The organism is Pseudonocardia sp. GCM10023141, assembly GCF_042653605.1.
In genome coordinates this window covers 86062-102367 of the sequence record NZ_JBHSIR010000067.1, presented here as the reverse complement: position 1 = coordinate 102367, position 16306 = coordinate 86062, and the positions used below count along the sequence as shown (strand labels likewise).

Here is a 16306-nt window from a genome sequence, read left to right as displayed (position 1 = left end):
GATGATCACCTGACGACTTTGCCGGGGCCCTGCCGGCGACACGGCCATGATCTGTTTGACGCGGCGTCTCAGCTTCGCCCGGACCCGTTCACCGTCCGACTCGGGCAGACCGCACGACATCGCAGCCATCTGCCAGGACGTGCCTCCGAGCATTTTGGCCGTCACGGTCAATCTGATAACGGTCTTCTGATATCATGATTCCGCCGGGCAATATTTCTAGAGAATCGCGATAATGAGCAATATCAACATAAGGATGATGGTCACCGAAAGTATGATGCGGCGGAACTTGTGTCGTCGCTCGACGTGCTGGATAGGCCAGACCTGGTGTCGACGTCTCGGGTGACGTCTGCGTCGGCCACGAGGTTGCCTCACCGCTGCGTCCGTCTGGAGTTAGCGATTGGACTGAGACATACAGGGCCAACTACTTGGTTTAAACGGTGGCTGCGCACACCACAATGGACGCTCGATAGGACCAAGAGGGCAAGTGAAACTTCAGACTACGTGATGAGCGGTTGCGTAGTCAGTAGAGCATGATGCCCAGCAATGATCCGAAAAGCAGAAATGGGCCCATAGGGACGGAGCCCCACGGACGCTTCTTCGCGCAACGGATGGTCAGCAACGTGAGCGCCGCCGCGGTCCAGCCAAGGAGGGTGCCGCCGAGGACTGCCTCCCAGCTCTGCCAACCCGACGCGAGACCTAGCAAGCCGCCTAGCTTTACGTCACCGGCTCCGAGCCCGCCGCGGGATACCAGGGCGACGACCAGGTAGGCCCCGATAACCAAAGCAGATGCACTGAGTGCACGTAGCAGATCCGCGAAGGTGTTCTTTGTCAGCGCACCCACGGTGAGCAGACTGACGAGCGCCAGGTAGCTCGGCAAAACAACGACACCGGGAAGCCGCCGCTCGAGCACGTCGATAGATGACAGCACGATCCCGGCAGCAGCAAGACAGCAGAAGGCCAGTAGCCCGACACCGCCGAACCGTGCGGCGAGGACTGCGAACGTAAGACCTGTGGTGGCCGATCCGACAGCTATGAGCGGCCGGGGGCGCGTCGGGCGTACGAGGGCGCGCGGGGTGATGGTGGCGGCGAGTACCGCTCCGACGACCACACCAACGCCAGCCGACACAAGGACGGCAGCAAGCGAAGGGGTCCCTGCCATCAGCGCCCAAGATTCCGCCGCGCGGGACCCGTAGCCCGATCGGGTGAACATCGGCCTATCCCACTTTCCGACCTGAAAGTCCGTGTTGGCGGACTTCCAGGTCCGTAGGGGTCGAGGGTGTAATTGTGCTCAGTATCGCCTCATGATCAGGGGCGCGGGAGCCGCCAGGGAGGCGTTCGGTGGGTGGCAATGAGTCGGTGCGTTGGCAAGCGTGTGTCCTTGCGGTGCTCGTCGTCGTGGGCTCCGTGGCCGGGTGCTCGGGGTCAGCGCCAATGCCAGCGCCAATGCCAGCGCCGCCACCGGTCTCGACGACGCCGTCAGCGCCGACGGCCGCACCGTCGCCCCAGGACCTCGCAGGAAGGGATGCGCTCGCGGCGTACCGCGGGATGTGGGCGGACTTCGTCTCTGCGGCAGCAACATCGGATTGGCAGTCGCCGGACCTCGGCCGGCATGCGACGGGTGTCGCGCTGACAAACCTGTCGCGGGGGCTTTACGCGGACAGCGCGAACGGTCTGGTGACTCGAGGTGACCCGGTGCTGTCACCTGCCGTGTCATCCGCGGAACCCGCGAGCGCGCCCGTCCGCGTGATTGTCACTGACTGCGGTGACTCATCGAACTCGCTGAAATACAGGAAGTCGGACGGCTCGCCTGTGGGCGCGGGGTCCGGGGGGCGACGGTTGATCAACGCCGTTGTGGCGCGGCAGTCGGACGATGAGGTTGTCCCGGATCTCGTGGAAGTTGAGGTGGCGGTCCCCGCCTGAGTCCTGCCGTGCGGTAGGTACTCGGGTGAACCGCCAAGAACACCACGAGGACAGGGGACCGCCGTGCGCAAGCACTACCAGAACGAGAAGATCGACACGAGCCAGCCCGCCGTGCCCGACACGGTGAGCGTCGCGCTGGCAGAGCTGGCCGGGGAGATGCGCGAGGGCCTGCTGGCCCTCGCGGTCGGGACCGGTCTGCAGGTGATGGCCGCGCTGATGGAGGCCGACGTGACCGCGGCGTGTGGCCAGAAGGGCCGCCACGATCCCGAACGGGCCGCGACCCGGCACGGCCGCGGCGCCGGATCGGTGACACTGGGCGGGCGCCGGGTCCCGGTGGAGCGGCCGCGGATGCGCGCGACTGATGGCTCCGGCGAGGTGGCGGTGGCGTCCTACGAGCTGTTCTCCGACACCGAGGTCCTGGGTCGGATGGCGCTGGAGCGGATGCTCGCGGGCCTGTCGACGCGGCGCTACCCGGTCGCGCTCGAGCCGGTCGGGGACCGCACCGAGAAGACCGCCACGTCCACGTCGCGCTCGGCGGTGTCGCGGCGGTTCGTCGCCCAGACCGAGACCGCGCTCGCGGCGCTGCTCGCCGCCGACCTCAGCTCGCTGGATCTGGTGGCGCTGATGGTCGACGGCGTGCACTTCGGTGAGCACACCTGCGTGGTCGCCCTCGGGATCGACATCGACGGCACCAAGCATCCGTTGTCGCTGGTCGAGGGCTCGACCGAGAACACCACCCTGGTCACCGAGCTGATCGTCGGGTTGCGGGAGCGCGGCCTGGACGTGACCCGCCCGGTCCTGGTGGTCCTCGACGGGTCCAAGGCGCTGCGACGCGCAGTGCTGGATGTGTTTGACCGGCCGGTGCTCGGTCGCTGCCAACTCCACAAGATCAGAAATGTGGCTGATCATCTCCCGGAGAAGCTGCGTACGGTCGTCACCTCGCGGATGCGGCGGGCCTATCACGCCGACTCCGCGCTGGCCGCCGAGGCCGAACTGTGCGCCCTGGCTGCCGAGCTCGACCGCACCCACCCCGGGGCGGCGGCGAGCCTACGTGAGGGCATGGCCGAGACCCTGACCGTGCTGCGTCTGAACATGCCGCCCACCCTGGCGCGGACCTTCCGCTCCACCAACGCCATCGAGTCGATGATCTCGATCTGCCGTGATCACGCAAGCAACGTCAAGAACTGGCGCGACGGCACGATGGCCCTGCGCTGGTGCGCCGCCGGCATGGTCGAGGCCGGCAAGCAGTTCCGCCGGGTCAACGGCCACATGCACCTGCGATCGCTACGTGACACGCTGGCTCGGGTCACCGAAACCGTCGGTGCGACCGGTCATGATGAGACCGTCAACGCCGCCTGATTGATCACCAGGCCGCCACCGAAGTTCCACGGAACTCGGGACATCCTCAGTAACCCACATAACATCAGTTGCACGGATCATTGACCGCCCTCACTTGCGGCGAGCCGGTGACCTTCAAACGGAGTCTGCCGATGGGAGATGGGTGTGCGGCTCCTATCGTGTCGTGTTGCCGCCTCGCCATTGGTTCCACGGCATCTCCCAATCGCCGTAGGTGTCCCAGAGCGGCAGGGGCGGGCCGCCGGAGTTGATGATCTCCACGACGTCACCGAGGCCGAAGTGGTCGTAGAACCATTGGGCGTTGGTGGGGGAGAGGTTGACGCAGCCGTGGGAGACGTTGCTGGTGCCTTGTTGCCCGACCGACCAGGGTGCCGAGTGGACGAACTCGCCGTCGTTGGAGATTCGCTCATCCAGGGCGACCTGTTCGCGGTAGTAGCCGGGTTGGCCCTGGCAAACCCCGTACGTGCAGGAGTCCATGATGATGCTGGGTTGTTTGTCGGAGATGACGTGCGGTCCGGAGTGCGACGGGAACCCGGGCGAGCCGAGGCTCATCGGCATCGTCATGACCGGCGTGCCGTTGTGGAAGATCTGGAGTTGCTCGGTGGCGCCGTCGGCCTTCGCGATCCACGCGTCGTGGATGCGATACGTGACGGTACGGTCGGTCTGGCCCCAGGCACCGCCGCCGAGGTTGACCCCGAACACGCTGGCGTGCACGGTGACGGTGCTGCCCGGCTGCCAGTAGGTTTGCGGCCGGTAATGCACGGTACGGTTGTCGATCCAGTACCAGCCCCCGGTCTGCTCGGGCGTGCTTGTGACAGACAGGGCCTTCTCCGCGGCGGCCCGGTCGGTGACCGGGTGGTCGAACGACACGCCGATGATCTGCCCCACCCCGAAGGTCTGCGTGGTGCTGGGCGCGGGTATCAGCGACGGGTAGGTCTGGGTGGCCGGCGACACCGTACGCACGGTGCCGGTCTGCTGCACCGCGCCGCCGTCCGCGCGGACGGCGGTGGCGTTGACCCGGTAGGTCGATCCGTAGCCCAGGACGTTGCTCGAGGTCCAGGACATGGCGTCAGGAGAGAGGGATCCGGCGACGACGGCACCGCTGGCCGTATCGGTCACCGCCACCGCCGTGATCCGGGCACCCGAGGTCTGAACCACGATCGGGGTGCGCGGACTGATCGACGGCTTGTCGGCCGGGACGATACGCATAAAGGACGCAACCCTGTCGGCGCCGACCCCGGGATTCCCACTCCCCGCGGAGCCCGGTCCGGCAAGAGGTGCGACCGGCGAGAGCGGAGAGGCCGCGGACGAGGGGATCGCCACCGCGAGTCCCGAACCCAGCGCTAATGCTACCGCTACCGCCAGGGTCGCTACCCGCAACCGGTGGAGGCCTCCGGCTCGGCCACCCGCCTCAGTACCCACAAAGCCTCCCTTTCGATCTTGCCAGGTTGCGAGCCACCCGACGTCGCCGCTGGTTAACCGCTAGCGACGGACGCGGTGCGGCGAGTCTGTCCTGCTGCACCAACGGTTGGCCATGCCGGTCACTGTAAGATCTGGACGCGGTCGTTGGGTTGCAGTGCGTCGAAGAACTTCTGCGCATTAGCGGGGTCGAGACGGGCGCAGCCGGCGGACTGGCGTGCCGGGTCGCCGGCATGGAAGGCGCGCCCGTTGGTGTCGAAGAACACCGCGTAGGGCATCGGAGCGTTGTTGAACTCGCTACTGCGATGATTCCGATCTTTCCATTGAACGGTGAACATGCCGGTCGGGGTGGGCGTCTGGGAAGCGCCATCGTTCATCAGTACTGGCCCCAACGTGGTGACTCCGGCACCGTCGGTCAGCCATGCCTGGTGCGTCGACAGGCGAACACAGGCTTTCGCGGCCGTCTCGCACGGTGACGCTTCTGGCCGCCCGCCACTCGGTGCCGGGATCCCGGGTGCGGCCGCCGCGACACCGGCCACCGACACGGCGCCGAGCACGGCTATCGACACCGCCCCTACCAGCAGCTTGCGCCGCGCCGTCGTCTTCGTATGCGTGCCCATCATTCTCCGATCTGCTGACCCGTCCGGGTCGCGAAATACTTCGTCTCCGCCACGATGTTGGGTTCGACAATCGGTCTGGCCCACCGCGGGTCAACGCACCTGGACCTGATCGCCCACCTGCAGGTAGCCGAACCACGCCTGTGCGTCGGCGGCGGTGAGTTTCACGCATCCCGCTGAGGGGGTGTCTTGGCGCCCCTCATGGAAAGAGATTCCGCCGGGGGCGAAGAACACCGAGTTCGGCATCGGGGTGCCGTACTCCCGGCTGACCCAGTGCTGGGCCTTCCACTCCACCTTGTAGGTCCCGCGCGGGGTCGGGGCAGCGACGTCACCGTCGGCGAACGACACCGGCCCGCGCACGATCCGGCCTTCGCTCAGGAGCCACGCCGTGTGGGTGGCCAGTTCCACGCATGCTTTCGCCGTCACCGAGCACGGTGTGCCCGCCACCGGGTTCGCCGACATCACGGTGTCGGTGGGGTCACCGGGCGCCGCCGAAGCCACCCCTGCCCCCGCCGCGCCGACCAGGACGGCGGCCGCGACGGCCACCGCCGACCGGGCCGACCCGAGCCTCGAACCCGAACCTTGCCACCACCGCGTCACCAGCCACCTCGCACCTTCAATGATGTCAACATCAACCTGAGCCCTTAACGACGAAGTCGCGGACCGGTTACTACGCGTCGTAGGAGATGCACGATCCGTTGTCAGGCCCGGGATCACCTGGTGCCGGACACAACGCCCGGCGGTGTCACGATCATCACCGGGTGCGTGTGGTGCATGTCGACGATGTGTTGGGGCGTTGGGCCCGAGCCACAGCACCCGCCGCGACTCGAACCGGGACTGCCACACCACCTCGTGGCCGGCCACGCCGAGCTCGGCGGCGACCAACCGGGCGGCCGCGGCGGCCTGCCGCGAGCTGTGCCGCTCCCCGTCCTGTCGGCCGGCGGCGGCGTCCGGGGCCGCGGGAAACCGAGTGCACAGTGAACACCAGCCGTGCGTCTGGCGCGCACCACTGCGGGAAGAAGCGCCCGCACTGCGCCAGCGGTGAGTAGCAATGTACCGGAGGTGGCCGAAGAATAGCCCAGCTTGATCAGCTCAGGGGCGCCGGCCCGACCAGGTCGGGGGCCCGGGCCATGTCCTGCCGGTTCGTGGAGTAGCCGCCACAGGCTCTGGTGGTGCATACCAGCGCCCGTTCCACGCCGCAACTCGCTATGTCCGCGACGGTGTCTTCGACGAGCGGGTGCCAGCTGTGGTTGCCGACTTGGACGGCAGGTCCCTGCGCTCCCCGATGGGGCGGCCAGCTCCGGTTGCGGGGGTTCATCAGGGAGACGCCGTCGAAGGCAGGTCCTGCTGCGCGACGGCGTCGAGTCGCAGAGATGGATCCGGTGTCCGCGGGTGATGTTGTCGACGAAGAGGCGGACATCGTCGGTGTCCTCGGAACCCCCTAATGACAGCACCCGCATGGCAACAGCAGTTATCCCGATCATGAGACCCGAACTCACGGTCCGAGCCCGACCCCATTGCGACGGCGATCATCTCGGTCATCTCGGTGGCGGGGTAGCGCTGACGTAGAGGGTGATGGTGGTTCCCGGTGCGGCATTGCCTTGTGGGCTCTGTCCGACCACGACGCCTGCCGGGGCGGTCGAGTCGATCGTCTGCGTGATGGCCGGGTAGTCGGCCTGCTGCAGTGCTTGCATTGCAGCAGGACCGGTCCGGCCGATTACCAGCGGCGTGATCGGGCGCTCTCCCTCTGCGAGATAGGCGGGGTCGGGCCCGAGAATCGGGACGTCCGGCTTGCCGGCGAGGATCTGGTTCATCGCGGTGAAGTACGGCGGGGCGGCAACGGTGCCACCGAACGCGCCGTTGCCGCAGTTGCCCAGGTAGACCGGTCGGCCTGGGCAGATCGGCCTCGGCCGGGACCCGTCGGCGAAGACCATCGAGGCGGCCGCGTAGCCGTCTACTCCGCCGACGAAGGCCACCGACTTGCTCTCGTTGGTGGTGCCGGTCTTGCCGATGTCCGGGCGGGTCCAGCCGGCGTTACGGGCGGCCGCCGCGGAGGTCCCTGTGGTGGAGTCCTTGCTCAGCCCCGCGGCCAGGGTGCGTGCCAGACCCGGTGAGACGACCTGTTGGCACGGTTCCCGGATGACGTTGACCGGTGTTCCGGTGCGGTCGGTGAGCGACAGAATTGGCTCCGGTGGGCACCACACTCCTCCGGACAGGATCGTTGCGGTGACGTTGGCCATTTCCAGGGTGCTGATAGGGCTGACACCGAGGGTGAACGAGAGCAGCCCCTGGAAATACCGCGACTGGGGTTGGTTGTACTGCGGGTTGCTCGAGAGTGGATCAGCCGGATCGGTCACCGGGATGCCGCCGACGTTGTTGGACGCCAGAGTCTGTCGTAGTCCGAGGCGCTGGGCCATCTGGACGACGGCCGGGACACCGGTCCTGGCCTCCAGCCCGACGAAGGCGACATTTGGAGAGGTGGCCAGCGCGTCCTGCAGACTGATGGGGTCGGGATAGGACGTGCTGTAGTTCGCCACGGGGTAGCAGTTGGTGTAGCGGTTGCTGCTGGGCGGGGTGAAACAGTCCGAGCCCGGGTTGGGCAGCGCGGAGGTGAACCCCACCGAGCCGGTCTCCAGTGCCGCCGCGGTGGTGAAGATCTTGAACGACGAGCCCGCGCCGAAGACGTTGCTCGGGTCGGACACGATGTTGGTGGACCGTTCCCCCTGCGCGGCGTCGGTGCCGTAGTTGCGGTTGGACACCATGGCCAGCACCTGGTGCCCGCCCTGGCCGGGCTGTACCAGCGCGAACGTGTTGGCGACGCCGTCCTGGGTGGTGGGTACGTTCGCCTCGACAGCGTCCTTGATCGTCCGGCTGGCCTGCCGGTCCAGGGTGGTCGTGATCGTGTACCCGCCCGTCGAGATCTGGTCGCCTGTGAAGCCGGCCCGCTTCAGGTATTGCACGACGTAGTCGCAGAAGAACCCGGTGTCCGGAGCGGCTGCCATGCAGGTGCTGCCCGGCACGATCGGCCCGTCCGGCACCACGCCCAGCGGAGCGGTTCTCGCCGAGGCTGCTGTGTCGGCTGCGAGCGACCCGGTCTGCACCATGGCGTCGATCACGGTATTGCGCCGCGCGAACGCCTGATCGGGACGGGTGTAGGGGTTGAAGCGGTTGGGGTTGTTGACCATTCCCGCGAGCAGCGCCGATTGCGGGATGGTCAGCTTGTCCGTCGTCGTGCCGAAGTACGCCTTCGCCGCCGCCCCGATTCCGTAGACGTTCCCGGAGAACTCCACGACGTTGAGGTAACCGGCGAGGATGTCCTCCTTCGGCACGCTCTGCCCGATCTGCAACGCGAGCTCGGCCTCCTTGACCTTGCGGGAGAACGTGTCGGCGCGGTCCTGTCGCTGCGCGGCCGGGTTCTGCCGGTCGATCACGTTGATGAGGTAGTTCTTCACGTACTGCTGGGTGATCGTCGAGGCGCCCTGGGTGCTGCCACCGGAACTGTTGTTTAGCGCCGCGCGCAGCACTGACCGTGGGTCGACGCCGGCTTCGGAGAAGAATCGCCGGTCCTCGATCGCGACGATCGCCGCCGTCATCGTCGGGGAGATCTGCCCGTAGACGACCGGAAGGCGGTACTGGTCGAACAATTGTGCGAGCGGGGCGCCGTTGCGGTCGAGCACCGTGGTCACCAGCGGCATTTGCGTGGAGGTCAGTTGCGACGCGGTCACGTTGCGGGCCGCATCGTTGACCGACCCGCTGACCTGGTTTGAGAGCAGCCCGGCGCCGATCACGACCGGCGAGAGCATTCCGGCAAGCACTATCCCGGCCAGCAGGCACAATCCGGCCAGCCGACCGACCGAACGTAGCGGATTCCCGGTGCGGATCCCCCAATTCATCGACCGTCTCCTATCAGTTCTGTTCTCCGACACGGCGCCGGATCCGTTAATGTCGGCGAGACCGCCGGTGGAGCGGCGCTCCAGGACGGGCCGCCGCACCGGCCGGGCGTTGCTAGTTGTGACGTCCGCCAGATGGTGCGGACGGTCGCGATCATGCGCATCCCATTGCGGACGGTGGCGGTGTCACCACTGCACTCGAAGCAGGAGGAGGCGCCCCGGCAGCGAGGGGTTCGGGCTCGACCGAGGCCGCGGGTGGCGAGGACGTAAGGGCGTTCTGCACCACGTGACGCATGAACTCGATGTCCGCGCGGCTGGTGTTGAACCTGCCATCAGGCTCGTCCCGGTTGGGCAGGTTCGGATCGAATGAGACGCTGTCGAGCGTTATGGCCTTCCCTCCGAGTAGCGATACCAGCGACGGGAGAACCTCTTGAGGGATGTTCGTGGCCACGCTGTCGGTGGTCGCCGCAACGATGGCCTGAAAGCGTGCCAGCACGTCGGTTGGGCTCTTCTGCGCCAGAATGGCCTGCAGCAGGCAGCGCTGACGGCCCATACGGGAGTAGTCGTCGGAGTCGCGGCGCGAGCGGGCGTACCACAACGCCTGGTCGCCGTTCAGGTGTTGCGTTCCCGCCGGGACGAAGCCGTCGGGCGTGACGTGCTGGCCGTTGGGCAGCACACCACCGATCGGCAGCGGTTTCGGGCCGACGTCGAGGGTGACTCCGCCCAGCGCGTCGATGATCGCGGCAAAGCCCGACATGTTGACTTCGATGAAGTAGTCCAGCTGAACTCCGAGCATGTAGCCGACGGTCTGCTGCAGCAGGTTGAGACCCGTGTTGCCGGTGGGCGTGCTGGGGGCCACCTCCGGGTTCTCGAGGCCGTAGGCGTACACCGCGTTGAGCAGGTAGTCCCCTGAGTTCGCGTTGCCGTTCGGATCGTGGAAGCCGCCGGGGAACTTCGCGGCCATCGGTGTGCCCGGCGGGAACCGCGCATAGCCGATGTTGCGGGGAAGCGAGAAGAGGGTGGTGCGGGCCGTAGTCGTATCGACGCTGGCCACCATCATCGTGTCGGTGCGCGCGCCGGTGCGGTCGGGCCCCGCGTCGCTGCCGACCAGCAGGATGTTCAACCGCGGCTTGCTGATCGCCTCCGCCGCGGAGGTGCCCCCACCACCGGTGAACACGTCGTTGAGCAGGTTGCGCTGGGTGTTGGCGAGATTTGCCGCGTAACCCAGCGGGGCCGCGACGACCAGACACAGTGCGGCGACGGTCGCGCCTCCGACGATTTGCCTGCCCCGGTCGAGCCCACGAGGGCGTCCGATGACGTAGGTGCGCACGATGACCACGACCCACGCGGCCGCAGCGAGGAGCAGACCGATCGAGGCGATCGCGAGGGTTCGGGTAGAGAGCAGGTTCTGGATCAGCGCCGGGCGGCCCGCACTGGCTGTGGCCGCGCCGAAGGCGACCCCGACCAGCAGGAACAGCGCGAAGATCAATCCGCCGGTGCGCCGGTGGCGCAACATGAGATGCCCAGTGCCGGGCGCGATCGTGGCGGCCGCCGTCGCCAGCAGCGCGCTGCCCAGCGAGCGGGGCGCCCGCCGTGGAGGCATGCGGTCCACGACAGCGCACCCACGGTTGTCGTCGGCCTCGGCCGGTCGGGGCGGCTCGCGGCGCCGGTCAGCCCGCGGTCGGGGTAAGAGCTCAGGCATGCGACCGTCCGCTCAGGTCCATGCCCGCCATGAGCTTTCGCCGCATCGTGGTCACGGCGTCGGGACTACTCATGATCCGCTCCAATGTCGTGCCGTTCCCAGGCTCGTCAACGCGAGCGCGGGTCCGCGCCCGGGTGTGTCTCGGCGGCCGTTGCCTGTGCGGCCAGCTCGGATGGTGCGGCGTGGCCTCCGGCGTGGGCCTCTTCGCGGAAGCGTTCCACCAGGTGCGGGTAGTGCAGCTCGAAGGCCGGCCGCTCCGACCGGATCCGCGGCAGCTCGGTGAAGTTGTGCCGCGGCGGCGGGCAGGAGGTGGCCCACTCCAACGAGTTCCCGAACCCCCACGGATCGTCGACGGTGACCACCCGGCCGTAGCGGTAGGACTTGAACACGTTGTAGATGAACGGCAACGTCGACGCCCCGAGCACGAAGGCACCGATGGAGCTGATCATGTTCAGCGTGGTGAAGCCATCGGTGGGCAGGTAGTCGGCGTAGCGGCGCGGCATGCCCTCGGCGCCGAGCCAGTTCTGGACCAGGAACGTCAGGTGGAAGCCGATGAAGGTCAACCAGAAGTGGACCTTGCCGAGGGTTTCGTCCATCATCCGGCCGGTCATCTTCGGGAACCAGAAGTAGATACCGGCGTAGGTGGCGAACACGATCGTGCCGAACAGCACGTAGTGGAAATGGGCGACGACGAAGTAGGTGTCGGAGACGTTGAAGTCGATCGGAGGGGACGCGAGGAGCACGCCGGTGAGGCCGCCGAACAGGAACGTGACGAGGAAGCCGAGCGCGAACATCATCGGCGTCTCGAAGGTGAGCTGGCCCTTCCACAGCGTGCCGATCCAGTTGACGAACTTCACGCCCGTCGGGATCGCGATGAGGAAGGTGGTGAAGGAGAAGAAGGCCAGCAGGACCGCGCCGGTGGCGTACATGTGGTGGGCCCACACGGCCACGGACAGTGCACCGATGGAGATGGTGGCGTAGACGAGGCCCTTGTAGCCGAAGACGGGCTTGCGGGCGAAGACCGGGAAGATCTCCGAGACGATGCCGAAGAACGGCAGCGCGACGATGTAGACCTCGGGGTGGCCGAAGAACCAGAACAGGTGCTGCCACAGGATCACCCCACCGTTGGCGGGATCGAACACGTGGCCGCCCAGCTTGCGGTCGACCAACAGGCCCAGCAGGGCGGCGGTAAGCACCGGGAACGCGATGAGGATCAGCAGCGCGGTGACGAAGATGTTCCAGGTGAAGATCGGCATCCGGAACATCGTCATACCGGGCGCGCGCATACAGACGATGGTGGTGATGAAGTTGACGCCACCGAGGATCGTGCCCAGACCGGAGACGACCAGCCCGACGATCCACAGGTCCGTCCCGGCGCCGGGGGAGCGGATGGCGTCCGAGAGCGGGGTGTAGGCGAACCAGCCGAAGTCCGCGGCACCGCCGGGGGTCAGGAACCCCGACAGCACGACCAGGCCGCCGAACAAGAACAGCCAGTAGGAGAACGCGTTGAGCCGCGGGAACGCCACGTCCGGCGCCCCGATCTGCAACGGCACGATGTAGTTCGCGAACCCGAACAGGATCGGCGTCGCATACAGCAGCAACATGATCGTGCCGTGCATCGTGAACAGCTGGTTGTACTGCTCGGTGGACAGGAACTGCATGCCGGGGCGAGCGAGTTCGGCGCGCATCAGCAGTGCCATGGCGCCGCCGGCGAGGAAGAACCCGAACGCCGTGACCAGGTAGAGGATCGCGATGTCCTTGGGGTCGGTCGTGTGCAGCATCTTCAGCAGCATCGAGCCCTTCGGTGAGGGCCGCACCGGATCGGGGTGGGAGGAGATCGGTCGGGGAGCCACAGCAGTCACAAGGATCTTGTCCTGTCCTGAGCCCGGTGAAGGCCCTCGACGCCATCTACTACGTACCATAGTAGGTTTAGCTCTACGTACCGTAGAAGGCGGTCGGCACAGTGCTCACCGCGAGCGTCGGCGTCCAACACGGACGGCATATCAGGCCTGTCGAACACGGTGTCAGGCGAGCGAGCGCTCGGGTGGTGGGGTGGGGTGGGGTGGGGGGCCGTGTTCCCGACGGATTGGCGCGACGACAGAACCGGAGACGGAGACCGTGACGGATGCCGACTCCTGAACGACCGGGCGGGTTCAGACCGTTCCGGTCAGGGCGTTCTGGGGGCGCCCCGGTGTGATATCGCCTACGTATCATAGTAGAGGGCTCCTGGGTGAGGACGCGTGGGGGCCGTGGCTAGCGTCAGGCCGGCACCGAGGCTCACGCGGCGGAGCAGGACACGAGCGGCGACCCGGCAGCCGAATTGGTCGATCACGGCCAGGAGCGCCGCGGGCAACAGCAGCCCGCCCGCACCGACCGCGGCCCTGGCTCCTTCACGACCCTCCGAGGGAGGGGTAGTTCATGACCGCGGTGGCCCCGTTCGGGGCACGTGTCGAGGCGGGGGGTTCAGCGGGTGAGCGGCCCGTCCAGTAGCGCCAGTAGCGCGCCGCCGCCGACGCCCAGCGCCAGCGACAGGCCGGCGGCTGCGTAGGCCGCGATCTTCGACCACGTCCCGGCCGGTGTGAGCACACCGACGGATTCCTCGTCGGTGGCCGGCCGGAAGACCGGGACGATCCAGCGCAGGTAGTAGAAGACGCTGGCGACGGTGTTGGCCACGGCGAGCACCGCGAGCCAGGCGAAGCCGCCGTCGACGGCGGCGGTGAAGATCGTGAGTTTGCCCAAGAAGACCACGGTGGGTGGGGTGCCGATCAGCCCGAACAGGCACACCACCAGCGCGGCGGCGAGACCGGGATGCGCGCGGGCGAGACCGCGGTAGTCGGTCAGGCTGCGGGCCGCGGGGAACTCCGCGACGACCGCGAACGCGCCGAGGTTGGTGACCGCGTAGCCGGCGAGGTAGACCAGCAGGGCGGGTAGCGCGCCGGGTGCGCGTCCGGCGACGGCGGTGGCCATGAGCAGGTACCCGACCTGGCTGATCGTGGAGTACCCGAGCAGCCGTTGCACCGAGGTCTGGAAGAACGCGGCGAGGTTGCCCAGCGTCATGGACGCGGCGGCAAGAACGGCGAGCAGCAGCGGCCAGTCCAGCACCTGCGCCGGGATCGCGACGGCGAGCAGCCGGTAGACCGCGACCAGGGCACCGATCTTCGGGATGGTGGTGACGATCGCGGCGACCGGGGCGGGGGTGCCGTCGGTGACATCAGGCACCCAGAAATGCGCCGGGGCGGCGCCGGTCTTGAACAGCAGCCCGGCGAGGACGGCGACCAGCCCGACGGCCACGGCCGCGGCCGGTGCCCCGGTGAGAGCGGTGGACACAGCGGGGTAGCCGGTGGCGCCGCCGGCCCCGTAGAGGATCGCCGTGCCGGTGAGCATGACGACGCCGGCCAGCGCCCCGGACAGGTAGTACTTCATCGCGGCCTCGACCGCCATCGCGGTCTTGGCCCATCCAGTCAGGGCGTAGAGCGGGACGCTGGCCAGCAGGAACCCGGCGAAGGCCAGCAGCAGGTCGTTCGCGCCGGCGAGCACGATCGCGCCCAGCGCGGCGAGCAGCAGCAGCACCACGAACTCGGTCTCCCGGCGGTGCCCGCCGATGGTGTCGACGCCGATGGCGAGCGCGATCGGGGTCGCGACGAGCACGATCACCCGCACGGCGTGGGTGGCGGTGTCGATGGCGTAGCTGCCGCCGAACACCACCTGGTCCGGCCCGGTCGCCGCCACGACCGTGGCCACCAGCCCGGCCGCGCACGTTGCCACGGCCAGCACCCGGACCAGCGACTGGCGCCGCCGCGGCAGCCACGCCCCCAGCAGCAGCCCGGCGACGGCGGCGAGCAGCAACAGCAGTTCCGGGATGAGCGCGGCGGGGTTCTCGTTCATCCCGGTCACCGCGCCACCAGGTGCAGCAGGGTGGTGGCTGCGGGTTCGATCACGTCGAGCAGCAGCCGCGGGGCCAGCCCGATGATCGTCGCGAGCGCGAGCAGGGGCGCGATCGCGGCGGTCTCGCTGGGGTGCAGGTCGGCGAACACGCGCGGCGTGCCCGGCGCGTCCGGTGTGCGTAGCTCGCCGAGGAACACCCGCTGCAGCGCGAGCAGGAACAGCGCCGCGGTGAGCACGATCCCGAGCACGGCGATCCCGGTCGCGATCGGGGCCGCGCCGAGCGATCCGGTGAAGATCTGGAACTCGGCGATGAACCCGGAGAACCCGGGCAGCCCGAGGGAGGCGAACGCGGCGACGGTGAACAGCCCGGCGAAGCGCGGGGTGCGGGCGGCGAGCCCGGAGTAGGCGCGCATGTCGTAGGTACCGCCGCGGTCGCGCAACACCCCGGTGAGCAGGAACAACGCGCCCGTGATCAGCCCGTGCGACACCATCTGGGTGACCGCACCGGTGGCGGCGAGCTGCCGGGCCTGCTCGTCGCTGCCGGCCAGCAACCCGGCGGCGCCGACGCCGAGCAGGACGTAGCCCATGTGGTTGACCGAGGTGTAGGCGATCATGCGTTTGATGTCGGTCTGGGCCAGCGCGACCAGCGCCCCGTACACGACCGAGACCACCCCGACAATGACCACCACCAGGGCGTAGTGCCGCCAGCTGGTCGGCAGCATCGGCATCGCGATCCGCACGAAGCCATAGGTGCCCATCTTCAACAGGACCCCCGCCAGGATCGCCGACCCGGTCGCCGGGGCCTCGGTGTGGGCGGGCGGCAGCCAGGTGTGGAACGGCACGGTCGGGGTCTTGACCGCCAGACCGATCCCGATGGCCAGAAGCACCAGCCCGCCGTAGACCCCGCCGCCGGCCAGCGGGTTGGAGGCGATCAGGGTGACCATGTCGAAGGTGTGCGGCGTCGCGGCCAGGGAGAGCCCGATGAACCCGAGCAGCAACGCCAGCGAACCGAGGAAGGTGTAGAGGAAGAACTTCAGCGCCGCCGCCCGCGCCTGTTCGCCGTGGCCCCAGCCGGTGATCAGGAAGTACATGACCACGATCGACAGATCGAAGAACAGAAAGAACAGGATCAGGTCCAGCGCGACGAACAGCCCCAGACACACCGTCTGCATCGCCAGGAACAGCACCACGTAGGCCTTGACGCGGCGGGTCTCGCGCAGCGCGAACACCGCACAGGCTCCGAACAGCACCGCGGTCATGGCGAGCAGCGGCAGCGACAGCCCGTCCACCCCGACGTGGTAGGAGATCCCGGCGCTCGGGATCCACGGCACCTGCTCGACGAAGGAGAACCCGCCACCGGGTGTCATGCCCAGCCACACCGCCACGATCAGGGCGAGATCGACGGCGCTGACCACGATCCACGCCCCGACCAGCACCCGCCGCCCGGTACGGCGGGGTACCAGCAGCAGCGCTAGAGCGGCCACAGCGGGCAGGAACACGATCACCGACAGCACGGG

The 16306-nt window shown here is 67.9% G+C and carries 10 protein-coding genes; 1 reads left to right on the top strand and 9 read right to left on the bottom strand.

The features are described 5' to 3' along the window. Positions 1-520: 520 nt before the first annotated feature. Positions 521-1210 (bottom strand): prepilin peptidase, encoded by a 690-nt coding sequence (locus ACFPFQ_RS38280; protein ID WP_379627884.1) that lies wholly within the window; start codon positions 1208-1210, stop codon positions 521-523. A 773-nt stretch (positions 1211-1983) separates the two neighbouring features. On the opposite strand from ACFPFQ_RS38280, the gene ACFPFQ_RS38275 reads away from it, so the two are divergent. Beyond that, complete coding sequence (locus tag ACFPFQ_RS38275) at positions 1984-3279, top strand: IS256 family transposase (protein ID WP_379627882.1); 1296 nt, start codon at positions 1984-1986, stop codon at positions 3277-3279. A gap of 153 nt (positions 3280-3432) precedes the next feature. On the opposite strand, the gene ACFPFQ_RS38270 is transcribed toward ACFPFQ_RS38275, so the two are convergent. The 8 genes from ACFPFQ_RS38270 to ACFPFQ_RS38235 form a co-directional block, all read right to left on the bottom strand. Further along, positions 3433-4599 carry a L,D-transpeptidase gene (locus tag ACFPFQ_RS38270; protein ID WP_379627880.1) on the bottom strand — a complete coding sequence of 389 codons (1167 nt, stop codon included), beginning with the start codon at positions 4597-4599 and terminating at the stop codon, positions 3433-3435. A gap of 218 nt (positions 4600-4817) precedes the next feature. Further along, entirely contained in the window at positions 4818-5318 is a 501-nt protein-coding gene (locus ACFPFQ_RS38265; protein ID WP_379627878.1) for a L,D-transpeptidase, read from the bottom strand. Positions 5319-5405: 87 nt separating this feature from the next. Continuing rightward, positions 5406-5858, bottom strand: coding sequence for a L,D-transpeptidase (locus tag ACFPFQ_RS38260; protein ID WP_379627876.1), 453 nt, complete (start codon positions 5856-5858; stop codon positions 5406-5408). Positions 5859-6850: 992 nt separating this feature from the next. Then, the gene (locus ACFPFQ_RS38255) at positions 6851-9205 is read right to left on the bottom strand and encodes a penicillin-binding protein (RefSeq protein ID WP_379627874.1); all 2355 of its coding nucleotides are present in this window, start codon (positions 9203-9205) and stop codon (positions 6851-6853) included. A 151-nt stretch (positions 9206-9356) separates the two neighbouring features. After that, the gene (locus ACFPFQ_RS38250) at positions 9357-10805 is read right to left on the bottom strand and encodes an LCP family protein (RefSeq protein ID WP_379628277.1); all 1449 of its coding nucleotides are present in this window, start codon (positions 10803-10805) and stop codon (positions 9357-9359) included. A 206-nt stretch (positions 10806-11011) separates the two neighbouring features. After that, positions 11012-12766: a cytochrome c oxidase subunit I gene (ctaD, locus tag ACFPFQ_RS38245; protein ID WP_379627873.1), complete on the bottom strand. Its 1755-nt coding sequence runs from the start codon at positions 12764-12766 to the stop codon at positions 11012-11014. 601 nt (positions 12767-13367) lie between these two features. Next, complete coding sequence (locus ACFPFQ_RS38240; RefSeq protein ID WP_379627871.1) at positions 13368-14789, bottom strand: NADH-quinone oxidoreductase subunit N; 1422 nt, start codon at positions 14787-14789, stop codon at positions 13368-13370. A gap of 5 nt (positions 14790-14794) precedes the next feature. Further along, positions 14795-16303, bottom strand: coding sequence for a complex I subunit 4 family protein (locus ACFPFQ_RS38235; RefSeq protein WP_379627869.1), 1509 nt, complete (start codon positions 16301-16303; stop codon positions 14795-14797). Positions 16304-16306 lie beyond the last annotated feature (3 nt).